The 24,511-nt window shown below is 59.6% G+C and carries 20 protein-coding genes; 9 read left to right on the forward strand and 11 right to left on the reverse strand.

Features of this window, described 5'->3' with window-relative positions:
* The 9 genes from H1Y61_RS21300 to H1Y61_RS21340 all read right to left on the reverse strand — a co-directional run bounded on the left by H1Y61_RS21300 (position 1) and on the right by H1Y61_RS21340 (position 8,359).
* Entirely contained in the window at positions 1-903 is a 903-nt protein-coding gene (locus H1Y61_RS21300) for an ABC transporter permease (protein WP_180574740.1), read from the reverse strand.
* Between the two features lie 86 nt (positions 904-989).
* Positions 990-2,000 (reverse strand): ABC transporter substrate-binding protein, encoded by a 1,011-nt coding sequence (locus tag H1Y61_RS21305; protein WP_180574741.1) that lies wholly within the window; start codon positions 1,998-2,000, stop codon positions 990-992.
* A gap of 81 nt (positions 2,001-2,081) precedes the next feature.
* Positions 2,082-3,545, reverse strand: coding sequence for an aldehyde dehydrogenase (locus tag H1Y61_RS21310; protein WP_180574742.1), 1,464 nt, complete (start codon positions 3,543-3,545; stop codon positions 2,082-2,084).
* Between the two features lie 4 nt (positions 3,546-3,549).
* Positions 3,550-4,587 carry an LLM class flavin-dependent oxidoreductase gene (locus tag H1Y61_RS21315; RefSeq protein ID WP_180574743.1) on the reverse strand — a complete coding sequence of 346 codons (1,038 nt, stop codon included), beginning with the start codon at positions 4,585-4,587 and terminating at the stop codon, positions 3,550-3,552.
* Positions 4,588-4,590: 3 nt separating this feature from the next.
* The gene (locus H1Y61_RS21320) at positions 4,591-5,511 is read right to left on the reverse strand and encodes a flavin reductase family protein (RefSeq protein ID WP_180574744.1); all 921 of its coding nucleotides are present in this window, start codon (positions 5,509-5,511) and stop codon (positions 4,591-4,593) included.
* Positions 5,512-5,542: 31 nt separating this feature from the next.
* Complete coding sequence (locus tag H1Y61_RS21325; RefSeq protein WP_235680924.1) at positions 5,543-6,364, reverse strand: alpha/beta fold hydrolase; 822 nt, start codon at positions 6,362-6,364, stop codon at positions 5,543-5,545.
* A gap of 29 nt (positions 6,365-6,393) precedes the next feature.
* A complete protein-coding gene (locus tag H1Y61_RS21330) occupies positions 6,394-6,996 on the reverse strand; it encodes an amino acid synthesis family protein (protein ID WP_087729605.1) in 603 nt (200 codons plus the stop codon).
* Between the two features lie 101 nt (positions 6,997-7,097).
* Positions 7,098-7,790, reverse strand: a complete 693-nt coding sequence (locus tag H1Y61_RS21335; RefSeq protein WP_180574746.1) for a GntR family transcriptional regulator — start codon at positions 7,788-7,790, stop codon at positions 7,098-7,100.
* A gap of 101 nt (positions 7,791-7,891) precedes the next feature.
* Positions 7,892-8,359 (reverse strand): Lrp/AsnC family transcriptional regulator, encoded by a 468-nt coding sequence (locus H1Y61_RS21340; protein WP_081363393.1) that lies wholly within the window; start codon positions 8,357-8,359, stop codon positions 7,892-7,894.
* Positions 8,360-8,484: 125 nt separating this feature from the next.
* On the opposite strand from H1Y61_RS21340, the gene alr reads away from it, so the two are divergent.
* Both alr and H1Y61_RS21350 read left to right on the forward strand, forming a co-directional pair.
* Positions 8,485-9,609 (forward strand): alanine racemase, encoded by a 1,125-nt coding sequence (gene alr, locus H1Y61_RS21345; RefSeq protein ID WP_180574747.1) that lies wholly within the window; start codon positions 8,485-8,487, stop codon positions 9,607-9,609.
* Positions 9,610-9,625: 16 nt separating this feature from the next.
* Positions 9,626-10,891, forward strand: coding sequence for a D-amino acid dehydrogenase (locus tag H1Y61_RS21350; protein ID WP_180574748.1), 1,266 nt, complete (start codon positions 9,626-9,628; stop codon positions 10,889-10,891).
* A gap of 8 nt (positions 10,892-10,899) precedes the next feature.
* Here H1Y61_RS21350 and H1Y61_RS21355 read toward each other — a convergent pair whose 3' ends face one another.
* A complete protein-coding gene (locus H1Y61_RS21355; protein ID WP_180574749.1) occupies positions 10,900-12,165 on the reverse strand; it encodes an FAD-dependent oxidoreductase in 1,266 nt (421 codons plus the stop codon).
* Positions 12,166-12,180: 15 nt separating this feature from the next.
* Entirely contained in the window at positions 12,181-14,037 is a 1,857-nt protein-coding gene (recQ, locus tag H1Y61_RS21360; RefSeq protein ID WP_180574750.1) for a DNA helicase RecQ, read from the reverse strand.
* 393 nt (positions 14,038-14,430) lie between these two features.
* Here recQ and H1Y61_RS21365 point away from each other — a divergent pair, with 393 nt between their 5' ends.
* From H1Y61_RS21365 to H1Y61_RS21395, 7 genes are all read left to right on the forward strand, one after another.
* Complete coding sequence (locus tag H1Y61_RS21365; RefSeq protein WP_180574751.1) at positions 14,431-16,233, forward strand: FUSC family protein; 1,803 nt, start codon at positions 14,431-14,433, stop codon at positions 16,231-16,233.
* 247 nt (positions 16,234-16,480) lie between these two features.
* On the forward strand, positions 16,481-16,567 hold the full coding sequence (locus H1Y61_RS27110; RefSeq protein ID WP_070148480.1) for a potassium-transporting ATPase subunit F: 87 nt from the start codon (positions 16,481-16,483) through the stop codon (positions 16,565-16,567).
* 152 nt (positions 16,568-16,719) lie between these two features.
* Complete coding sequence (gene kdpA / locus H1Y61_RS21375; protein WP_180574752.1) at positions 16,720-18,429, forward strand: potassium-transporting ATPase subunit KdpA; 1,710 nt, start codon at positions 16,720-16,722, stop codon at positions 18,427-18,429.
* Between the two features lie 18 nt (positions 18,430-18,447).
* Complete coding sequence (gene kdpB, locus H1Y61_RS21380; protein ID WP_180574753.1) at positions 18,448-20,511, forward strand: potassium-transporting ATPase subunit KdpB; 2,064 nt, start codon at positions 18,448-18,450, stop codon at positions 20,509-20,511.
* Positions 20,512-20,513: 2 nt separating this feature from the next.
* Positions 20,514-21,089 (forward strand): potassium-transporting ATPase subunit KdpC, encoded by a 576-nt coding sequence (gene kdpC / locus H1Y61_RS21385; protein ID WP_180574754.1) that lies wholly within the window; start codon positions 20,514-20,516, stop codon positions 21,087-21,089.
* A gap of 9 nt (positions 21,090-21,098) precedes the next feature.
* Positions 21,099-23,807, forward strand: coding sequence for a sensor histidine kinase (locus H1Y61_RS21390; RefSeq protein WP_180574755.1), 2,709 nt, complete (start codon positions 21,099-21,101; stop codon positions 23,805-23,807).
* Complete coding sequence (locus tag H1Y61_RS21395; RefSeq protein WP_180574756.1) at positions 23,804-24,490, forward strand: response regulator; 687 nt, start codon at positions 23,804-23,806, stop codon at positions 24,488-24,490. The genes H1Y61_RS21390 and H1Y61_RS21395 overlap by 4 nt, the downstream gene beginning before the upstream one ends.
* Positions 24,491-24,511 lie beyond the last annotated feature (21 nt).

Consider the following 24,511-nt stretch of genomic DNA (forward strand, 5'->3'; position numbering starts at 1 on the left):
TCAGCGCCCTCCCTCACCGGCTGCACCGAACAGCTTCAGTTGCAGGGCGTAGAGGCTCAGCGTCACCACCAGCAGCACCAGCGCCGCCGCACCGCCCATGCCCCAATTGACCAGCGATTGGACGAATTGAGCGATCAGTTCGGCCAGCATCATATTGGATGTGCCGCCAAGCAGCGACGGCGTAACGAAATAGCCAAGCGACATGACAAACACCATCAACCCGCCCGACACCATGCCCGGCATGGCGAGCGGCAGCAGCACCGTCACCAGTGCCTGCCAGCGGGTCGCGCCGCACAGTGCCGCGGCCTGCAACAGCGCCGGATCGATCTTGCGGATCACCCCATAGAGCGGAATGATAATGAAGGGCAGCATGATATAGCTCATACCAATAGTCACACCGACGAGATTGTTGACCATCACCAGCGGCGTATCGATCACACCGAGGCTGATCAGTGTCTTGTTGATGACCCCGGTGCGCTGTAACAGCACCATCCAGGCATAGGTACGGGCCAGAAGGTTGGTCCACATCGACAGCAAGACGATGGCAAAGATCACTGAAGCCAATCGTTGCGGCATGATCGACAGCGCCCAGGCGACGGGAAAGCCGATCAGCAGCGAAATTACTGTGACCAAGGCCGAAACGAAGAACGTGTTGAAGAAGATTTTCAGATAAGTCGCACTTCCCAGCAATGCGGCATAATTGCCAAGGCCGAGAACCGGCTCCGTCACCGAGCGCGTGAGCAGTGCCAGCACCGGCAGGACGAAGAAAATCAGGATCAACACCAGCGCCGGCAGGGTCGCGGCTTTATTGCCGAAACCAAACCGGTTCCTACTGGGCTGCTCAATGGTCGAGATCGGGGACGCCATGCCGTTTCCTTGCGAAACCCGTCCGGCATCGTGCATTTGGAAGATGCAACATGCCGCAACGCTGAGGACGCTCCGGCACCGGATGTTTACGGTGCCGGAAATGCCTTACTTTAGAGTATGGCTTATTTTGACTGCCAAGCGTACCAGCGCTCGCCAATCTCGTCACGGTGCTTGGCCCAATAGGCCATGTCAGCATTGACCTGCGACGCGGTCTGCTGGTCCGGCAAGGTCTTGGCGATAGCGGGGTCCATCAGCGCTGGTGACTTGGTATTCACAGGCGCATAGCCGGTCCCTGCCGCCATCTCGGCCTGGCCAGCGGGTGAAGTTGCGAAAGCGATGAATTTCATCGCCGCTTCCTTGTTCTTGGTACCCTTCGGTGCCACCAACGCATCGGCTGCCGTGATGTTCTGCGCCCAGGAGGTTTCAACCGTAACACCGGTCGCGGCCAGCGCCGTCAACCGGCCATTCCAGAAGGAGCCGAACGGGGCTTCGGCAGAGGCCAGCAATTGCTGCGACTGCGCACCGCCCGACCACCAGATGATGTCGGATTTGATGGTGTCGAGCTTCTTGAAGGCGCGGTCGAGATCGAGCGGGTAAAGCTTGTCCGGGGTTACACCATCCGCCAACAGCGCGGCTTCAATCACGCCCGGTGCAGACCATTTATAGAAGGTTCGTTTGCCCGGAAATTTCTTGGTGTCGAACAGGTCCGTCCAGCTTTTCGGGCAGGCGGCAACAGCGTCCTTGTTGCAGCCGACCACGAAGGAATAATAAAAGCTGCCGACCGAATAATCCGTCACGAAGCGCGGATCGAGTGTGGTCTTGTCGATGGTCTTGAAATCGAGCTTTTCCAGCAGACCCTTGTCGCCAGCCTGAATGGCATAGTCGCCTTCGACATCGACGACGTCCCAGCTCACGCCCTTGGCCTCAACCATGGCTTTGATCTTGCCGTAATCGGTCGGGCCATCCTGGAGAACGTTGATTCCTTCTTTGGCCGTGAATTTATCCGCCCAGGCGGATTTCTGCACATCCTGCGTGGTGCCGCCCCAACTGGTGAACACCATGTCGGCGGCCACAGCCTGGCTGGAGACGCCCAAGAGCAAAGCCAGCGATGCGATAATGGTTGTGTTTTTCATGTTCCCTTGTCCTTGTTTGATTGTGCCTTACCCGGATGCCGGTTGCTTCTTTTGGGCCATCCATCCGGGGCATGTTCTTAATCACCGCATCACGAACGGATCGGGAAACGGGTCATCTGAGGTTTTCAGCCAGACTGTCTTGGTGCGGGTATAATCCAGCACCGCGGCCATGCCGCCTTCCCGTCCATGTCCGGACAGGCCAAAGCCGCCAAACGGCGCAATCGGCGAAACAGCACGGTAGGTATTGACCCAGACGACGCCAGCGCGAAGCGCCCGTATCATCCGGTGAGCACGTGTCAGGTTTTGGGTAAAGACGCCGGATGCCAGGCCATAGGCCGTGTCATTGGCCAGATGCAGCGCCTCCGCCTCACCCGCGAAAGACACCACCGACAGGACCGGTCCAAAAAACTCCTGCGCCAGCGACGGAGAGTTGACGCCATCGCAATCGAGAATGGTCGGCGGATAGAAATTGCCTGGACCATCCGGGCGCTGCCCTCCCGTCACCAGCCGAGCGCCTGCGGCGACCGAGGCCATGACCAACGCATCGACATGATCCTGCTGGCGTCTTGTGGCCAGCGGTCCGACCTCTGTTGCCATATCCAGTGGACTGCCGATGCGGATTGCTTCGGCCTTGTCCTTCAACCGGGCCAGAAATGCATCCTTTACCGAGCGTTCGACAATCAGCCGTGATCCGGCAACGCAGGACTGGCCGGTCGCGGCAAATATGCCGGAGACCTGCGCATTGGCAGCACTTTCCAGATCCGCGTCGGCAAACACGATAAGCGGTGACTTGCCGCCCAGTTCCAGCGAGGTCGAGGCCAGATTTTCCGCCGAATTGCGCACCACATGCCGTGCTGCCTCCGGCCCGCCGGTAAAGGCCACATGGGCAACCCTGGGATGGCGGGTCAGCGCTGCACCGCAGGACGGGCCAAATCCGGTGATGATATTAATGACACCGGGTGGGAACCCCGCCTCATGCACCAGCCGGGCAAATTCCAGCATCGGGGCCGGACCGTCTTCCGAGGCTTTCACCACCATCGTGCAGCCAGCCGCCAGCGCCGGGCCGATCTTGACCGCCGAGAGAAACAACTGGCTGTTCCACGGAATGACCATGGCGACCACACCGACCGGCTCTCTCCGCAGCCAGACATCCATATCCGGCTTGTCTATCGGCAGTGTCGAGCCTTCGATCTTGTCAGCGAGCCCCGCATAATAGCGATAGTAATCGGCGACATAGGCAATTTGTGAGCTTGTTTCTCGGATGATCTTGCCGGTATCGCGGGTTTCCAGCTCTGCCAGCCTTTGCGCATTGGCGGCAATCAGGTCGGCCAGCCGGTAGATCAACTTGCCACGCTGGGTGGCGGTCATTTTTGCCCATGGCCCGTCATAGAGTGCTGCATGGGCCGCCTCCACTGCGCGGTTCACATCCGCTTCGCGCGCTTCCGGCATATCCGCCCAGACCTCGCCGGTGGCCGGATCGAGGCTTTCAAACCGCGCTTCGCCGTCACTGAAGGCACCATCGATGTAAAGCTGGAAACGCTGCATCGCCTTACTCCGCAAAAGCCGGCATGACATCAGCAATGAAGCGCTCCAGCGACGCTTTCTTGCGCTCGAAGCTCATGCCGGTGTCGATCCAGAAGGAAAATTCGTCATAGCCCAGCGCCTCATAGCGTTTCAGCCGGGCGATCACCTCATCCGCCGTACCAACAGCCATATTGGCCCGCATCACCTCTGGTGCCAGCATGGCATTGGCGTCGATATCCTCCTGGCTCAACCGCTCGATCAGGCCTTGATGGATTGGACGCTCGTTTTTGAACCACGCGAAGAAGTAATTGTAATAGGTGCTCAATTCCCTGGCCGCCTGGGCAATATCGGCCTCACTGGAACCAACATAGCTATGCAGCAGCAGCATGATTTTCGGACGCGGCAGATAGGGGGACTTCTCGCAGGCGGCATTGAATCGCTGCATCAGAGTTTCGATTTCGCCATCACCATTCCACAGCGGCGTCACCTGTACGTTGCAGCCATTGGCCACGGCAAAATCATGAGAATTGGGGTCACGTGCCGCCACCCAGAGCGGGATCGGTTCCTGCAAAGGTTTCGGTGCCGAGGTTGTCGCCGGGAAGGACCAGAACTCACCCTCATGGGCATAGTCGCCAGCCCAGACGCCTTTGATGGCGGGAACAAGTTCGCGCATCCGCTGCCCGGCGGTCCAGGCATCAAGGCCCGGCATCAGCCGCTCATATTCAAAGGAATAGGCACCCCGGGCGATGCCGATATCCAGCCGGCCATTGGTGATCAGGTCGGTCATCGCCGCCTCGCCTGCCAGCTTGATCGGATGCCAGAAGGGCGCAATCACCGTTCCGGTTCCAAGGCGGACGTTTTTCACCCGGTTGGCCAGATCGGCAATGGTCACGAACGGGTTGGGCGCAATGGTGAAGTCCATGCCATGGTGTTCGCCGGTCCAGATCGCATGCATGCCACCCTTATCTGCTATCTCGCAGAGTTGCAGAAATTCCTCATAGAGGCTCTTGTGGCTCTGGCTGGCATCGAGCCGTTCCATATGGACGAAGAGAGAGAACTTCATGGATCAAGCCTTCCTGGCAATGGAGTGAACCCGGCCTGCCGTCTCGTTGCCAACATAGACGCCGAAATTGCCAAGCGAGCTTTCCGCCGCGAACCGGTTGAGAATATCCGCCGTCGCCGCGCCGCCCGGACCGGAAAGCTGGTCAACCGGAACGAAATTGCCGTATTTCGGCGCGCCGGGACCCGCAAAAGCCCGGTAAACGATATGCTGGCATCCCTCGCTCTTGTCTTCGTAGACGGAATACAGAAACCCGATGGTAATGCCGAGCCCTGTCACCTGTTCGAGATGGGATTTCAGATCCTGCAAAGGCTCGCCGCTGACCGCATGACAACCCGGCAGGCTGCGCCCACCCTCGCCCACCACAAGCACCTCACCGTCCCGCTCGATAACGGCGCTCAGATGCAGTGGGCCATCGCTGGCGGCACTGACAGCTTTTTCGGCAAGAGCGGGCGTAAAGTAACCGCCGCGCACATAGCCAAGCCCGTTCAACTCGCTTTTGTCGAATGCCTGTACCCGCCCCAGCAGCACGACATGATCACCAGCCTCGATCACCTGTTTCAGGCTGCAATCAAACCAGGCAGACGTCCCGGAAAACACTGGCGACCCATGAGGACCAAGCTGCCACTCCACGCTTGCAAAACGATCTTCGACCGGTCGGGCGAAGGTGTTGGACACGTCCTTCTGCGCATCAGACAATATATTGACCGCAAAGCCTTTGGCCTTGGTCATCACCTCAAAATTGCGCGAGGTTCTGGCGAGACAGACCAGCAGCAGAGGAGGATCGAGCGACACCGAAGTAAAGGAATTGGCGGTAAAGCCGATGGGAGAACCATGAGGGTCAAGCGTGGTGACAACGGTGACGCCAGTGGCGAAAGCGCCGAAGGCATCGCGCAGGCTGCGGGGGTCGATTATCGCTTCGCTCATCCGCGCACCTCACTGTTGGTTTTCTCAGCACTCATGGATGTGCCTCCGGTAAAGCCAGCCACGCGGCCATGATGTTATGCACCTCTTGCGGTGCCGTAAGGTTGACCATGTGGCGATGGCCGGGAACGATTTTGGCAATACCCTGCTGCGCCTGCCCCGCCATGGTCTGCGCCATTTCAGCCGTCGAGTTCGGATCACCGGCACCCGTCAGGAATAGCGCCGGACAGGTAACCTGCGGCCAGCAGTCGGCGTAGGTTTCATCCCCATTGGCAAAGGCACGGTAAGCGGTGGCATAGGCATCGACATTCATCTGCCGCAGGCATTGCTCGGTCAGGGCGCGAGCTGCAAGGCTGACGGCATCGGTGTCGAACCAACGCTTCAACGGCCCTTCAATATCAATGCCGTCGGCGGCAATCGACTCTGCGCGGGCGATAACCGCCGCCTTGGCCTGTGCATCACGCCGGTAGACGCCGTTGACCAATGCCACGCGCCGGATTTTCTGCGGAAAGCTGGCGACGGCACCGCCTGCAATCAACGCGCCCATCGAATGACCGGCCAGATTGATCGGTCCAAGCTTCATTTCCTCCAGGAAACCGCCGAACCAAGCCACGAAATCCGGCAGTTCGCTGCCTTTCGGCAAGGCAAGACTCTGACCATGGCCCGGCATATCGACCGCAATGACGCGATGACTGGCGGACAGGCTTTCCATTTGCGGCCACCATGCTTCCAGTCGCATGCCGACGCCATGAACCAGCACCACCGGCTCACCGCTACCTTGCTCCACATAAGCGGAGCCATTAGGGGTAATCTGGCGCTCGACCGCCGGAAATGGCGATGGGGCCGTGCCACGCATTGCTGCCATCTCCATCTCGCCGCCCCCGCTTATACGCCCGCCGGGTTGGCGACATCCTGGCCCAGATCTTTCAGATCCTGATAGCGGTCGCCGATCCGGTGATGGGGCCTTCCGCCGACAGACGCCCCAAGCCCGACAACGATTTCGTCGGCAGCTGGTGCATCGGCAATGGCCGTCTGGATCGTCAGGTAATGAGAGCGGCGGCCTTCGTCATTCTTGTCCATCAACGGAATCATGATCGGCGCATTGGCCGGACCGCGGGTGTTACAAAATGCGAGATAGGATTTTGCCCCCACCGCCGTGCGGTAATGGTTGCCGAACCGCAACGTATGGATCAGCGCCGAAGCATGCTCGATCTCGCCATCAAGACCGACAACGGCAACTTTGCCATAGGCCTCGACCGCTTCGCCGGAGCCAACGGCTTCCAGAATCATGCCTGTCAGAAGCTCGCCGAGAACCGGGGCGCATTGATGGATTTCCGGTTTCAGATCCTCAACAAACCCGCGTCCGGCCCAGGGATTTTTAACGACAGCAAAAGCCGCGTAGAGCTTCAATGGTGTCGGCGCTGCCTTACCTCCTTCCACCAGAGTGGTTTCCACATGGAGTAGGGTTTTGCGGATGTGCAGGGCCATGGCTTACCTCAAATATCAATCTTGGTATTATGGTATGCCAAGCTATTTCAGAGTCAAGCGACTTGTCGAGCAGGAATTATTTTTTCTTTTAAGGAATATACCTATTCGACCTCAACGGCGGATCGGGCCTGCTGCGCAAGCACCGCGACGGCAATAGAGGAGGCGCGCTGAACATGATCAATTGCCGCCTGTTCGGCGGCTGGTCCATCGCCATTGCGGATCGCCTCGACAATCCGTTGCATCTGGGCTGGTCCCTCCGTCGCCCGGCCATCGGTCTTGATGGTCATAGAACGCAAATGGTTGATCCGCACGGTCATTTGCCGCACCACGCCCCAGGCGACCTGCCTATCAATCCGGGTAAACAAGGTCTCGTAAAATCGCGTCGTTTCCTTCAAGACATCAGCCATGTCCTGGCGAGCATAACTGTCCTTGATCGCGTCCAGCGCGTCTGACAAGCCAGTCACAATAGCCGGATCACCCCTCTCCGCACAAAGCCGCGCCGCCATGCCTTCCAAAGCCGCACGGATTTCATAGATCTGCCGGGCTTCATCAACGTCTAGCAGCGCCACCATCGGCCCCTTGCTTTGGGGATTGCTGACCAGACCCTCGGACTCCAGGTGCCGCAGCACTTCGCGCACCACCGTTCGGCTAACCCCAAGCTGCGCGCAGAGATCACGCTCGACCAGCCGGTCGCCCGGCTTGAAATAGCCGCTGATGATCGCGTCGCGGACTTTTTCAAGCGCCAGTTCCCTGAGCGTCTTGGACGGGCGCTCCACTTTTATGGTCTCTGTCATTCCCTCAAGCCTTCCCGGCAACCAGACCACTCATCAAGAGCAGGCAATTCACCCGTATTATGGTCTACCAAAAGCCAAAATGACAAGCGGGAATGAATTCCTCACGATTTCGGCTTGGCATGGCGGGTTTTCAGTACATTGCGAATGGAAAAGCTGGAGTGGATGCGCGCTACGCCCGGCAGTTTGGCCAGGATTTCCTTGTGGATTCGTTCAAAATCATGGGCGCTTTCGACTTCCAGTTTCAAGAGGTAATCCGATCCGCCGGTCATCAGGAAACATTCCTGGATTTCCGGATATTTCCGGATCGCCGCCTCAAAGCGGTTGAGATGGTCCTCGGTCTGCCGGTCCAGTGTGATGTTGATGATGACGGCAATACCATCGTCCTTATCAGACTTGCCGAGAATGGCGGTATAGCCGCTGATATAACCCTGCTTTTCAAGCAGCGCGACACGCCGCAGGCAGGCTGAGGCGGAAAGCCCGACAGCCGCCGCCAGACTGGCATTGCTGATGCGCGCATTCAGCTGCAATTGGCGCATAATGGCCCGGTCGATGGCGTCGATACCACTCACGCAACAATCCTCGTTTTCTTCGCATAAAATTGCGCAGAAATTCACAAAGCACAAGAGTGGCCGATAACCCGCCCGGAAATTTCGCGAATCTTTCAATATCATCGGAGAAAAAACGGGGTGCAGTTATGGACATGTCTATCAGCCAGGATCTGAATGCCGATGCGTTTTCCGCCCGCCTCGTGATCGACCTCGACGCGCTTGCCGACAATTACCGCCAACTGGCCGCTGAAGCCGCCCCGGCGGAAACCTCCGCTGTTGTCAAGGCCGATGCCTATGGCCTTGGAGCCGCCCGCGTCGGCCCCGCGCTCTACCGGGCTGGATGCCGGAAATTCTTCGTGGCGCATGTGCAGGAAGCAGCCGCGCTGAGGCAGCATTTGCCTGGGGATGCCGAACTATTCATTCTCAATGGTTTACAGCCGGGCGCAGAACCCTTTGCCGCAGCAAACGGCTTCATACCGGTGCTGAATTCCTTGGACCAGCTTGCCAAATGGTCGAAAATGGCAAGCCAGTTTGGACGGCCCCTGCCCGCGATCCTGCAATTTGATACCGGCATGTCGCGGCTCGGCTTTTCACCAGAAGAAGCCAATGTTCTCGCTGGCGACCCCGCCCTGTTGTCCGGCCTTTCCATCCGCTATATCATGAGCCATCTCGCCTCAGCCGATGACAGCGCCAGCACCCAGAATGCCGCGCAATTTGCTGTCATGCGCGGGCGATTGGCGCAATTTCCAGGCATTGCCTTGTGCTTTTCCAATTCAGGCGGCATCTTTATCGACAAGCAGTTTCACGGCGCGTTGGTGCGCCCCGGCGTTGCCCTTTACGGTGCGGTGCCCAGCGATCTGGCGGGAAGCCGTATGAAGCCGGTGGTGCGGGTCGATGCGAAAGTCATCCAGACACGAACGGTACCAGCCGGGGCCTGCGTGGGCTACGGCGCGACCTATGTGGCCACCAAGGAAACCCGGCTGGCCACCATCGCCATCGGTTATGCTGATGGCCTGCCGCGTTGCTTGAGCGACCGGGGTGCCGCTTATTATGGCGACATCCGTTTGCCGATTGTCGGGCGGGTGTCGATGGACAGCATGACACTCGATATTTCGGACTTGCCGCCCGGCATGTTGACGCTGGGAAGTCTGGTGGAGATGATTGGTCCGCATCAGAGCCTGGAGGATGTGGCGCAAGCGGCGGGCACCATCGCCTATGAAATCCTGACCAGCCTTGGTCACCGCTATCACCGCGACTATATTTCAGCATAAAAAATTGGGGAACGACATGAAAGTTACCATTCTGGGCGCGGGCGTTATCGGGGTCACCAGTGCTTACTATCTCGCCAAAGCTGGCCACGAGGTCACGGTCATCGACCGGCAGACGGGTCCGGCCCTGGAAACCAGCTTTGCCAATGCAGGCGAAGTGTCCTTCGGCTATTGCTCGCCGTGGGCGGCACCGGGCATTCCGCAGAAGGCATTGAAATGGCTGTTCATGGAACATGCCCCGCTGATCCTGCGGCCCAAAATCGATGCCGCCATGCTGGGTTGGATGTTGAGAATGCTCTCCAACTGCACCTCCGGGCGCTACGCGATCAACAAAAGCCGGATGCTGCGGCTGGCCGATTACAGCCGGATTGCACTGGCGCAGCTGCGCACCGAGACCAATATCGACTACGACCAGCGCATGCAGGGGACTTTACAGCTGTTTCGCACTCAGGCGCAGCTGGATGCCTCGGCGAAAGATGTGAAAGCACTGGCGGCAGACGGTATTCCCTATGAAGTGCTGGACCGCGAAGCCTGCATCCGGGTCGAGCCGGCCTTGGCGGCAGCCCGCCACAAAATCGTCGGCGGCTTGCTGACGCCGAAGGACGAGACCGGCGACTGTTTCAAATTCACCAACCAGCTCGCTGAAAAGGCCGCATCGCTTGGCGTGGTGTTCGACTATGGCCGCAGCATAGAGCGGTTGGTGGTATCGGGAGACAAGGTCACCGGCGTTGTCACCGACAGGGGAACCGAAACCGCCGACGCCTATGTCGTGGCACTCGGCAGCTATTCGCCGCTGCTGCTGAAGCCGCTCGGCATTACGCTGCCAGTCTATCCGGTCAAGGGCTATTCGCTGACCATCCCGATTGTCGATCCGTCGAAATCACCCGAATCCACCGTGATGGATGAGACCTATAAGATCGCCATCACCCGATTGGGCGACCGGATCCGGGTGGGCGGCATGGCGGAAATTTCCGGCTATACCAATGATCTGGGTGCCGCACGTCGCCGCACACTCGAACATTCCGTCACCGACCTGTTTCCCGGCGGCGATATGGCGCGGGCCGATTTCTGGTCCGGACTTCGCCCAATGACGCCGGATGGCACGCCAGTGATCGGCGCAACCGGCATCAGCAATCTCTATATCAACAGCGGCCACGGCACGCTGGGCTGGACGATGAGCTGCGGTTCAGGCCGTTTGCTCAGCGACATCGTCAGTGGCCGCCAGACCGAGATCGACAATGCCGATCTGGCACTCAGCCGCTATGCTGCCGGCCGCGCCGGATAGAAAATGCTCTATTTCAAAGGCCGGACATGTTCCGGCCTGAAGCCAAGGCCGATCAGCCGCCCGGCAATATGGGCAAGCAACGGCCAGCGGGCAATGGTCTTCAGGAATGCGGGCGGGCCGGAGGGCTTGGCCGGTGCTTCGTTCGCGACCGTCTCATCCTCGGCCTTCGGCTTGCGGCGCATCATCAGTTGCAGTTTCTGCGTCGCCTTGGTTGGAAACAGTCGTCGTTTCTCGATGGCGGCGAGATGAGTGTCCAACGGCGCACCTGATAGCAAAGGTTTTGCCAGCCGGTTTGCCGCGGCCACGGCATCCTGAATGGCCAGGTTGACGCCAACACCACCAATCGGCGACATGGCATGGGCCGCATCGCCAATGCAGATCAGCCCCGGCTTCCACCAGCGTTTCAGGCGGTCGATACGGATGCTGAGAAGATAGAGATCGTCAAAGGAGGTGACTTCCTCCACCCGCTCCGGCGGTAGCGGCGAAACCAAAGCCACGGCTTGACGGAAGGCGTCGATCCCCTTGGCTTTGACCGTATCGAAACTGCCTTTGCGGACGATATAGCCGCATTGCCAATAGTCGCCTCGATCAATCATCACGAAACCCTGTCTTGGGCCGCCATGGCCCATTGTATAGGGCGGGTCTTGCGGCTGATGCGACAGCTTGAACCACAGCACATCGCTTGGACTGCCAAAACTTTCGACCTCCAGCCCCGCCTTGGCGCGGGTGACGGAATGACGGCCATCGGCACCGACCACCAGCCGGGATCGCAGCATCACCGACCCTTGCGGGGTGGAAGCCGTCAAACCCATCACCCCAGTGGGCCCCTCCAGCAATGTCTCTACCCTGGCATTCATCAACAGCCGAAAATTGGCGTATTTCCCAGCTTCCCGGGCTAGGAAATCGAGAAAATCCCATTGCGGCATGAAGGCAATGAAGCGGCAGCGGGTCGGCAACCGGGAGAAATCAGCCATCGTCACATCGCGTCCGCCGATTTCCGCATGCAAAGTCGGTGCCTGCACATGCGGCAGCTTCAACAAATCTTCCAGCAGGCCAAGTTCATGCATCACTTCCAGTGTGGAGGGGTGAAGTGTGTCGCCGCGAAAATCGCGCAGGAAATCGCCGTGCTTTTCAACTACCGTGACATTCACCCCGGCGCGGGCGAGCAACAGGCCGAGCATCAGCCCGGCAGGCCCTGCACCGACAATGGCGCAATCGCAGTCAATCGTCTCCTCGATGGGGAGAACAGAGGCGAGGTCTTCCTGTTCATTCATGATCCGTGCCTCTCATCATCGCTCATGCGCCTGGATAACCTCCAGGAAAGCATCGCCATAGCGTTCCAGCTTTGATTGGCCGACGCCAGAAATACCCAGCAGCGCCTCCCGGCTATCAGGCCTTTCCGTTGCAAAGGCAATCAGCGTCGTATCCGGGAAAATCATATAAGGCGGCAGGGCAATTTCCTTGGCAATCGCCATTCGCGCCGCCCTGAGCGCCTCAAACAATTCCATATCGGCCCCCTCCAGCGCCGATTTCGCCTTTGCGGCGGCGGGCGAGGCAGTGCGTGCTGCCTTGCCCTTGGTCGGGCGGTCCTTGCGGAACCGCACTTCACGCTCCCGCTTGAAGACGGCGCGGGCATCCGGTTCCAGTTTCAATGCGCCGAAAGCGTCATGATCAACCCGGATCAGACCGGCGGCCAGCAATTGCCGGAACACCGATTGCCAGGTTTTCAATGGCAGATCCTTGCCCGCACCGAAAACCGGCATATCAACGTGACCGAAACGGACCGTCTTGTCATTTTCATTCCCCAGCAGCACATCGATAAGATGGCCGGTGCCGAAACGCTCCCCCGTCCGGTAGATTGCCGCCAGCGCCTTGATGGCCGCATCGGTTCCGTCCCAGGTTTCCACCGGCTTCAGGCAGGTGTCGCAATTGCCACAGGAACCGGGATGCACTTCGCCGAAATGCGCCAGAATTGCCTGGCGGCGACAGCCGGGGGTTTCGCAGATTGCCAGCAGCGCATTCAGCTTGGCCCGCTCGACCCGCTTGACCTCCTCAGCCGAGGTGCCGCCATCGATCATCCGTCCGCGCTGGATGACATCGGCCATGCCATAGGCCATCCACACATCCGACGGCAGCCCATCACGCCCGGCCCGCCCGGTTTCCTGGTAATAGGCCTCGACGGAACCAGGCAGATCAAGATGCGCCACATAGCGCACATTCGGCTTGTCGATGCCCATGCCGAAGGCAACGGTTGCGACAAGGCAAAGGTTTTCCTCCTTCAGGAACGCATCCTGATTGGCATCACGCAACACCCGGTCCATGCCCGCATGATAGGCGAGTGACCTCACCCCTTGCGTGTTGAGCCATTCCGCCGTTTCCTCCACCTTAGCACGCGACAGGCAATAGACAATGCCGCTCTCGCCTTCATGGCGGGCAAGAAACCGCAGCAGCTGCTGGCGCGGCTGGTCGCGCTCGACGATTTCATAGGCGATATTCGGACGGTCGAAGGAGGTGGTAAACACCTTGGCCGATTGCAGGCCGAGCTTGTCGATAATGTCATCGCGCGTATGGGGATCGGCAGTCGCCGTCAGCGCCATGCGCGGCACGCCGGGATAGGCCTCGGCAAACTTGCCCAGTTCACGATATTCCGGGCGGAAATCATGGCCCCATTGAGAGACACAATGGGCCTCGTCTATGGCAAACAACGCAATTTTCGCAGAGCCTATCACATCCTTGAAGGCAGGCGTGACGATCCGCTCCGGCGTGACATACAGTAGATCGAGCGTGCCATCTGCAATGGCGCGCCGCACCTCGACAAACTCCTCCCGCGACAAAGACGAATTCAACGCCGCCGCCCGCACACCCACCTGCTTCAACGCCTCCACCTGGTCGCGCATCAACGCAATCAGCGGCGAAACGACAACGCCGACTCCATCGCGGCACAGAGCCGGGATCTGGAAGCACAGGGATTTGCCAGCACCGGTCGGAAACAGCACGACCGCATCACCGCCAGCCACAACCTGCTGAACCACCTCGGCCTGCTTGCCGCGAAAGGCCGGATAGCCATAGACCCGCTTCAGAATGGACAGCGGGTGTCTTTCGCCATGATCGAATGTCGGTTCGTGGCGGGGCTGGCTTGACGGCATGGCATTGCTTTCGAGACATTAAGGATGCCCAACAGGGCTGTTTAATCGGCTGCCGGATGGCAGCGAAAGCCAAGAGATAGAGTTATATCAGGCCCCGTGCAACCTGGATGACCTTAGGCAGGGTGGGATGAAAACAGCTAAGGTCAACAAACCTGAAACGCAACCAAAACGAGATTCACCTTCACAACGCAAGCAAAACCTCTGAACACGGCAGCCAGACCGGATTTGCGCGGTGCAGCAGACATCAGTCTTCGACACATGAGTCATGCAAACTCGCCTGAGGTATCGGGCGCCTGTCTTTGATAGAATTTTCCATCAGCATGCATTTGGAAATGCTATCAGAAATGTTAAACGGGGCGACTAAAAATCGTGAAAACTGTCCTTGGCTTGGCGATGACATCAGATACTGACAAATCACGCCGCCCTTCAGGACATTGGGTTCGCCGCATTGCGCGCTGGCTGGAACTGCGTGCAATCGGGTTGACGCCTGAACATCTCGACATCATCGATGGCCTGCGCTCGGCCTTTATCGTCGGCGTTCCCGTCCTCATCGTCGCGGCAGGGCAAAGCCAATTTGGCTGGTCGATTTTTGCGGCTTTCTGGACCTGCCTTGCCGATACCGGCGGCGAAAAACGGTTCCAACGGCGGATGCTGGCGACCTTCGCGCTGCTGGGCAGCCTCACGGCTTTCCTCGCATCCTGGCTTGCGGGTTTCGGGTCCATAGCAGGGCTTGCCGCCGGCTCAATTCTCGTCGGTTTGACCGCATTGCTGCCGCTGCGCTGGCCTGTCGTGCCGCTTGTCGCCACACTCCTTGGCGTGGTTGGCGTTGTGGCGGCGGGTTATCCTCACACGGCACCGCAAGCGGCACTGCTCGCCTGTTCGTTTCTGGCTGGCAGCGCCTGGGCCGCGCTGGTGCTGACTGTCCTGTGGCCAACAGATGCCTGGCGCCCAGCACGGCGCGCCATTTCCGCCGTTTACGCCCGGCTGGCCGATATGACGCTTGAGCTCGACACCATATCTCAGCCCGCAGCCATGCAAGCCTGGACCTTCAAAAGCAGCCAGCATCGGCGTGCTGTGCGCAATGCGATGGAGCGCGCGCGGTCTCACCTTGCCCGCGCAGCTCGTCCCTCGGAGCAGAGCGACAAGACCGCCCTCCATATCGCGCTTTTGGCGGCGGACGATATTTTTCACGCGCTTCTGGCGCTTGACCATCTGCGTTCATCCGAGCGTCAGGCAGATATCGGCCAGCTTTGCGCCGAGGTTATTCGGCCAAGCCTGATTGCGGCTGCCCAAAATCTCACCCTGCATACGGAGCCAATGACGGAGCTGCAAAATCGGCTTTCAGTGCTGGAGCAGAGCATTTCGGACCGCCATGACGCCGTCGCGGGCGCGGTGCGGAGCATTGCAACAGCACTCCAATGGCAAGCAGCACCAGACGTTATTGAAACGGCGGGACCAGAACAGGCCGTTTTGGACAAGATGGCACAGGCCCGGCAGCGACAGCATTTTCTGCGTGGCGCGGTTCGCAGCGCCGTGGGGGTGACGGTTGTCACCGTCGTCGCCCATCTGCTGGCCTTGAACTATCCCTATTGGGCTGCCATGGCCGTGGTCGTGGTTTTGCAGCCGGACCGGCGGATGAGCTGGAGCCGGGCGCTGGAGCGTATCATCGGGTCGGTTGTGGGCAGCGCCTTGGCGCTGGCGCTTCTGACCAGCATACCGGCATCAGGGCTGCTTACCGCCATCATCATTCCCCTCGCCGCAGCAACCATTGCCCTGCGCTCCGTCAGCTATACGCTGTTCGTCACCGTGCTGACCATGCTGTTCGTTCTCACCATGGACATGTTGCATCCAGGCGCTGGCATTGCATCGGCTCGAATGCTCGACAATATCATCGGAAGTCTCGCGGCAATCATTGTCACCTTCCTCGTCTGGCCTGAAAAAGCGCCGTCCCTGTCAGAGCTGGCAGCCCGGGCGCTGGAGGCCAATCGCGCTTACCGTGAAGCCGCCGAACGCGGCGACGCGGCGCAGATCGCTCTCACGCGCCGTGCTGCCGGAATTGCCAGCACGGAAGCCGAGATCGCTTTCCATGCACCGGATCGATACCTTGGGAAAACGCCCCCTGCCTCCGATGTCGAGACACTGGCAAAGGCGCGGCAACTCGCTGGCGAAGCGGCGGTTCTGTGGCATAGCCGGTAGCGGCATGGAGCCGGAGTCATTCAAACCTGTTCCCGGAAACGCTCTCCTTTGCACAACATCTTTATAAAATCCTTATCTCCCGCCACCGCATTCCCTATGGAGATTTAATGTCATTCGGGTGGATTGTGCATGTCTGACCATAGACAGGAGCACAATGTGACTGACTTGCTATTCATCGCCATCGGACTGGGGAGCTTCGTGGCTCTCGCGGTCTATGCCCGCGCCTTAAACAGTTTGTGAGGCGACCATGTTCGAACCTCTGCTCGGTCTTGCCGCCGCCCTGTTCATCTGCGTGTACCTGCTGATCACGCTGATCAGGCCCGAACGTTTCTGAAGCGACACCCGCTTCGGCCATTCTTGCCGCGTTTGTCTTTTCAGACATCGGACAGCTCTCTTTCCTGCCAAGCATCAGACGTCCCGCATCGCGTCGCTTCATACTCGTAGCGACGATGGCGTGGGACGCAATCCCTCTTTCCGGAGAACATCATGTCTTCCAACGGTTGGCTGCAAATCGGCTTGCTGCTCGCTCTCGTCTTCCTCACCATCAAACCGCTTGGGCTTTACATCGCCTGCGTGTTCGAGGGGCAGCGGACGTTTCTCTCTCCCATTCTAGGCCCTCTTGAGCGGCTGCTCCTGCGCATATCCGGCGTTGATGCGCGCCGCGAACAAGGCTGGCTAGCCTATACGGTTGCCATGCTCGCCTTCAATGCCGCTGGCTTTCTGGCGCTTTATGGCATTTTGCGGCTTCAGGCCTATTTGCCCTACAATCCGCAGGGTTTTGCTGGCATGACACCCGATCTGGCCTTCAATACCGCAATCAGCTTCGTCACCAATACCAATTGGCAGGCCTATTCCGGCGAACAGTCCGCCAGCCATTTCTCGCAGATGGCCGGCCTTGCGGTCCAGAACTTCCTGTCGGCGGCCACCGGTATTGCCATCGCGCTGGCCGTCACCCGGGCCTTTGCCCGCTCGGCTGCCAACACACTCGGCAATTTCTGGGTCGATATGACCCGCTCGACGCTGTATCTGCTGCTGCCAATGTCGATTGTGCTGGCCCTGGTTTTCGTCTGGATGGGCATTCCTCAAACCCTCGATGCATCTGTGACGGCCACGACACTGGACGGCGCCCAGCAGACCATCGCTCTTGGCCCGATTGCCAGCCAGGAAGCCATCAAGCAGCTTGGCACCAATGGCGGCGGTTTTTTCAATGCCAATGCGGCACATCCGTTTGAAAACCCCTCGGCCATCAGCGATTACCTCAATATTCTCGCGATGATGTCGATCACCATGGCGCTGATCTATGCCTTCGGCAAAATGGTCGGCGACCTGCGCCAAGGCTGGGCGCTGATTGCCAGTGTTGCCGTGCTGCTGATATCAGGCATCGCCGCCGTCTACATCGCTGAAACCGCAGGCAACCCCATCCATCTGGCACTTGGGCTCGATCCTTCACTCGGCAATATGGAGGGCAAGGAAGTCCGCTTTGGCCAGGCAATGAGTGCGGCTTATACGGCGATCACCACAGGTATTTCCAACGGTGGCGTCAATACCATGCATGGCTCCCTCACCCCGCTTGGCGGCCTGGTGCCACTGTTCCTGATCCAGCTTGGCGAAATCCTTCCCGGTGGCGTCGGCTCCGGCCTTTACGGGCTGATCGTCTTTTGTGTGCTGACTGTCTTCGTCGCTGGCCTGATGGTCGGGCGCACGCCGGAATTCCTGGGCAAGAAGATCGAAGCCCGGGAAATGAAATTTGCCATGCTGGCCGTACTGGTCCTGCCCTTTGCCATCCTGGGATTTTCGGCGATTGCTGCCGTACTCCCCAATGCGCTGGCCTCGCTTGGCAATGCCGGACCGCATGGTCTGTCAGAAATCCTCTATGCCTATACGTCGGCGGCTGGCAATAACGGCTCGGCATTTGCAGGGCTTTCGGCCAATACCGCCTGGTATAATACCACGCTCGGTATTTCCATGGCGCTTGGCCGCTTCGCCTATGCGGTTCCCGTCCTCGCCATTGCCGGTTCTCTCGCCGCAAAGACAAAAGGCACAGCGTCGGCCGGCACATTCCCCACCCATACGCCGCTTTTCGTCGGCCTGCTGGTCGCCATCATCATCATACTGGGCGGGCTGCAATACTTCCCAGCATTGGCACTTGGTCCCATTGCAGAACATGTCGGCATGCTCGCCGGAACCCTTTATTGATTGAAAGAGGCTGTCATCATGACACAGTCACAATCCACCACAGAGACCAGGCCCGCCCAACGGCTGTTTGAACCGTCGATCCTCAAGGGCGCGTTCAAAGATGCCTTCGTGAAGCTCGACCCACGGCAACTGATCCGAAATCCGGTGATGTTTGTCACCGAAATTGTCGCCATGGTCGTCACGATCCTTGCCGTCCGCGACCTGATTACCGGAAATTCAGCGGTGTTCTCCGGCCAGATTGCCGCCTGGCTCTGGTTTACCGTGTTGTTTGCCACCTTCGCTGAAGCCGTTGCCGAAGGCAGGGGCAAGGCGCAGGCCGATAGCCTGCGCCGCACCAAGAGCGAGCTTTCTGCCCGCAAAGTGTCAGGCAATGCCGCCAGCAGCCGGGAAACAACCACGGTTGCCGCCACCACGCTGAAGATTGGCGATGTGGTACTGGTCGCGGCTGGCGAACTCATTCCCGGCGATGGCGAAGTGATTGAAGGCGTTGCCTCAGTCAACGAAAGCGCCATTACCGGCGAATCCGCACCAGTCATCCGCGAGGCTGGCGGCGACCGCTCTGCTGTGACAGGCGGAACCCAGGTTCTTTCGGACGAGATCCGCATCAAGATCACCACAGCTCCCGGCTCGTCCTTCGTTGACCGGATGATTGCGCTGATCGAAGGGGCCGAACGCCAGAAAACCCCGAATGAAATCGCTCTGTCGATCCTGCTCTCCGGGTTGACATTGATCTTCGTGATCGCCGTCGTCACACTCTGGGGTCTTGCCAGCTATTCCGGCGTGGTGCTGACGGTTACGGTCATGGCCGCCCTTCTGGTGACGCTGATCCCGACCACGATCGGCGGCCTGCTATCGGCCATCGGCATTGCTGGCATGGACCGGTTGGTGCGCTTCAACGTCATCGCCACCTCAGGCCGCGCCGTGGAAGCGGCGGGCGATGTCGATACGCTGCTGCTCGACAAGACCGGCACCATCACCTTCGGCAACCGCATGGCCAGCGATTTCATCGCCGTGCCTGGCGTCAGCGCCACTGAAATCGCCGAGGCTGCCCTTCTTGCTAGCCTTTCCGATGAAACCCCTGAAGGCCGCTCCATCGTCGCCTTGGCGACCGGCGAATACGGCCAATCCGCCCCCGATGCGGCACCGGATGCGGTCATCCCGTTCACTGCCGAAACCCGGCTTTCCGGCGTCGATATCGGGGCTAAGCGTCTGCGCAAGGGTGCGGTGGATTCGGTCCTGGCCTTTACCGGTCTCGACGCGGCATCCGCACCACGCGCCTTTACCGACGCCGTTACCCGGATCGCCCAATCGGGCGGCACGCCGCTGGCCGTTGCCGATGGCAGCCGGTTGCTGGGGGTCATTCACCTGAAGGACGTGGTCAAGCCCGGCATCAAGGAACGCTTCGCCGCCCTGCGCGCCATGGGCATCCGCACGGTGATGGTCACGGGTGACAACCCGATCACCGCCGCAGCAATTGCCTCTGAAGCCGGTGTGGATGATTTTCTGGCCCAGGCGACGCCTGAAGACAAGCTTGCCTATATACGCAAGGCACAGCAGGGCAGCCGGTTGATCGCCATGTGCGGCGATGGCACCAATGACGCCCCGGCGCTGGCCCAGGCCGATGTCGGTGTCGCCATGCAAACCGGCACGCAGGCCGCCCGTGAAGCCGCCAATATGGTCGATCTGGATTCCAGCCCGACCAAGCTGATCGAGATTGTCGAAATCGGCAAACAGCTGTTGATGACACGCGGTTCGCTGACGACGTTTTCGATTGCCAATGACGTCGCCAAATATTTCGCCATCATTCCGGCTCTGTTTGTCACCGCCTATCCGGGGCTTGCCGCGCTCAACATCATGCAGCTCGCCTCGCCGCAATCGGCCATCCTCTCGGCAGTGATCTTCAACGCGCTTATTATCGTTGCGCTGATCCCGCTTGCCCTCAAGGGAGTTGCATACCGCCCGGTTGGGGCCGCAGCACTGCTGCGCCGCAATCTTCTGGTCTATGGGCTGGGCGGATTGGTCCTTCCCTTTATCGGCATCAAGATTGTCGATCTCGCCATTACAACGCTGCATTGGGTGTAATCATGCTGTCCCATCTTCGTCCCGCCATCACCATGACCGTGCTGTTTACCGGTCTTTGCGGCCTCGCCTATCCGCTCGCCATGACAGGCGTTGCGCAAGCGGTGCTTCCCGCCCAGGCCAATGGCAGCATTGTTAAGAAAGGCGATGCCGTGGTCGGCTCGGCTCTGATCGGCCAAACCTTCACGTCGCCACGCTATTTCGCCTCCCGTCCATCGGCCACCAGCAATTCGCCCTATAATCCGCTGGCCTCAGGCGGCACCAATCTTGGCGCCACCTCGCAAAAGCTGAAGGACCAGATTGCCGCCGCTGTCACCGCCTGGCAAGCGAACGGTCGCAGCGGGCCGGTGCCTGCCGATGCCGTCACGTCATCCGCTTCCGGGCTTGACCCGGATATCTCGCCTGAAAATGCTCGCCAACAGGTGGCGCTGGTTGCCAAAGCCCGCAACATGCCGGAAAAGGATGTGGCAGCGCTGGTGGAAGCCCAGGTGCAACCACGGCTTTTGGGCGTGATCGGTGAGCCAAGGGTCAATGTATTGCGGCTGAACATGGCGCTCGATGCGGCAGGAGCCACTCAATAAGGTCTACTCATGTCCGACGCCCAGCGCGACACCAACCGCCGTCCCGATCCTGACGCCCTGCTTGGGCTCGCCAACCGGGACGGACGGGGAAAACTGACGATTTTTCTGGGAGCAGCGCCCGGAGTTGGAAAAACCTATGCCATGTTATCACGTGCCCGCGGTCAAAAGACGGCGGGCATTGATATCGTTATCGGCCTGGTCGAAACCCATGGTCGCAGCGAAACCGAATTGCTGACGGACGGGCTCGAAACCCTGCCGCGCAAGCAGATTGCCTACAAGGACCGTGTCCTAGAGGAATTCGACATCGACGCGGCGCTTGCCCGCCGTCCTGCGGTCATCATTGTCGATGAGCTTGCCCATAGCAATGTCCCGGAAAGCCGCCATCCGAAACGCCACCAGGACATCGAGGAACTTCTGGCTGCCGGAATCGACGTCTGGACCGCCTTGAACATCCAGCATCTCGAAAGCCTCTCGGACATCGTCACGCAAATCACCGGCGTCCAGGTGCGGGAAACCGTGCCAGACCGGGTGTTGAAACAGGCCGATGTGGTCGTGCTCATCGACCTGCCACCGGAAGAACTGATCGTCCGGCTACGAGAGGGCAAGATCTACCTGCCTGACAATGCCCGTCGCGCCACCGACAGCTTCTTTCGTCTTGGCAATCTGACCGCGCTGCGCGAACTGGCCTTGCGACGCACTGCCGACCGGGTCGATGACCAGATGGTCGATTACCTCAAACAGAATGCCATTGAAGGACCGTGGCGCACGGGTGAGCGGCTGCTTGTCTGTATCGGCCCGGATGCGCTCTCGGAAAAAGTGGTGCGCACCGCCAGCAATCTCGCGTCGGGGATGAATGCCCGCTGGTTGGTCGTCTCTCTGGAACAGGCCGACCAGGCGGATGAAAATCCCGGCGACCAGACCCGGATCGAAGAGCTGTTTCGGCTGGCGGAGCGGTTTGGTGCAGAAACCCGGCGCGTCCAGGGCCGCGATTTCGTTCACGAAATCCTGCGTCTCGCCAAGAAGGAACACGTCACCCAAATCGTCATCGGCGCACCGAAGCGTTCCCGCTGGCAAAGGCTTTTCCGCCATTCCCTGCCGGATGCCTTGCTGGACGTCAGATCCGGCATGGGCATTCATCTGATCACCGGAGAAGCAGCGCCAGAGTCCGCAAAGCATGTCCAGCGGACGAAAGCCTTTTCCCGGAAGACCTTGCCGGTTCGGCCAAGGGACATCATCACCGCTCTGCTCACCACCACGGTGGCCGCCATCGGCGCACGCGGCATCATTGAGTTCGTGGCGCTACCCAATGTGTCGATGCTGTTTCTGCTGGCCGTGCTGGTTTCAGCTCTGCGCGAGGGCTATGTCGCCGCCGTTCTGACCTCCGTTCTGTCGGCGCTGGCCTATAATTTCTTTTTCATCTCACCGGTTTTCACCCTGACCATCGCCGCGCCGCATGAAGTCTTTGCCTTCGTCATGTTCATCGCCGCCGCGCTGATCGCCGGTGGCATTGCCGCACGGATACGCGCCCAGGGGCAGATTGCGGCCCGTCGCGCCACACAGACGCAGATCCTGTACGACGTCTCTTCAAAACTTGCAGGCACGGTGGATGCCGATGGCGTGGTCTGGACCGCCGTCAGCCAGTTGAACGGTATTATCAAGCGGCCTGTCGCCTTGCTCTCGCCGCAGAATGGCACACTGGCTTTACGTTCCTGCTGGCCGCCGGATACCGAGCTTGGGGTGGCGGAAATGGCAGCGGCCCGTTTTGCTCTCGAAAAAGGCGAGACAGCGGGTGCCGGCACCGGCACTCTACCGAATTCAAAACTGCAATTTCGGCCCTTGCGCAGTCCTGCCGGTACACTGGCGGTCTGTGGCCATGAAATGACTGGGGAGCCACTCGATCCGATGGAGGAGCGGGCGCTGTCCGCCATTCTCGACCAGGTGACGATTGCTCTCGACCGGGCCAACCTGACGATCCGCAGTGTAGAGGACCAGGCGCGCTTGGAGCGGGAACGTTTCCAGTCAACGCTCCTGTCTTCCATCTCCCACGATCTGCGCACGCCGCTTGCCACGATTACCGGCGCTGTCACCAGCCTGAAGGAATTTGGCGAGCGCATGCCCGTCGAAAGCCGCCGCGACCTGCTGCAATCCATCGAGGAAGAGGGTGAAAGGCTGTCGCGTTTTGTCGGCAATCTCCTGGACATGACCCGGATTGAGGCCGGGGCATTGGAAGCCAAGCACGATTGGGTAGATTTGAACGATGTGATTTCGGACAGCATCGCCCGTGCTCGCCGTGTCGCACCAGCCACAGAGATCAGCGCCAGCATTGCCAAGGACCTGCCCTTGCTGCGGGCGGATAGCCTGCTTCTGGGTCAGGTGTTGTTCAACCTGATCGACAATGCCTGTAAACATGGCGGTGGCGAGCCGGTCACCGTCTATGCCCGCGCCGATGATACAGTGCTATCGCTTTCGGTAACGGACATGGGCAAGGGCATTTCGGAAAAAGACATCGACCGGATCTTTGAAAAGTTCTACCGTCGCGGCAAGGGAGCGGATGGCCGCAAGCCGGGGACCGGCCTTGGCCTTGCCATTGCCAAGGGCTTTGTCGAGGCGATGGGCGGCACGATCACCGTCGAAAGCCCGGCAGTGAAACGGATAGGCACGCGGTTCACCCTGCGTTTTCCGTTGGAGAATATGGAAAAGGACCGGACTGAGGCATGAAAGGGCAACGCATTCTCGTCGTCGATGATGAGCCGCAGATCCTAAGGTTCCTGCGCCCTGCACTTGCGGCGGCCGGTTACGAGGTGATTGAAGCCGATACGGGCAAGCAGGCATTGGCGCTGGTGGCAACCGCCGTGCCGGACCTGCTGATCCTCGATCTCGGCCTGCCTGATATGGATGGCAAAGAGGTGATCGCCCAATTGCGCCACTGGAACCCGATCCCGATCATCGTGCTGTCTGCCCGCGACCGTGAGATCGAAAAAATCGCAGCCCTTGATCTCGGTGCCGACGACTATCTCGAAAAACCGTTCGGAATCGGCGAATTGACGGCCCGCATTCGCGTCGCCCTTCGCCATAAACCGCAAGCGGAACCGGCCCCATCCATCATCCGCAGTGGTGAACTCGTCATCGACATCGACCGCCGCCTCGTCACAAGAGCGGATCAGCCGGTCAAGCTGACGCCGAAGGAATATGACCTGCTGCGCCTGCTCGCCACCCATGCGGGTCGCGTCTTGACCCATGGTGCCTTGCTGAAAGAGGTATGGGGCCCGGCCCATGCCCACGACCTTCAATATCTGCGCGTCTTTATTCGCCAGATCCGCGCCAAGATCGAAAAAGACGAAAGCCAACCGGCAATCATCCTCACCGAAGCCGGGGTTGGTTATCGCTTTGTGCTGGTGTGACGGCTTTGAGGCCCCGAGAGA

The sequence above is a fragment of the Agrobacterium vitis genome (genome assembly GCF_013426735.1).
GTDB lineage: Bacteria > Pseudomonadota > Alphaproteobacteria > Rhizobiales > Rhizobiaceae > Allorhizobium > Allorhizobium vitis_D.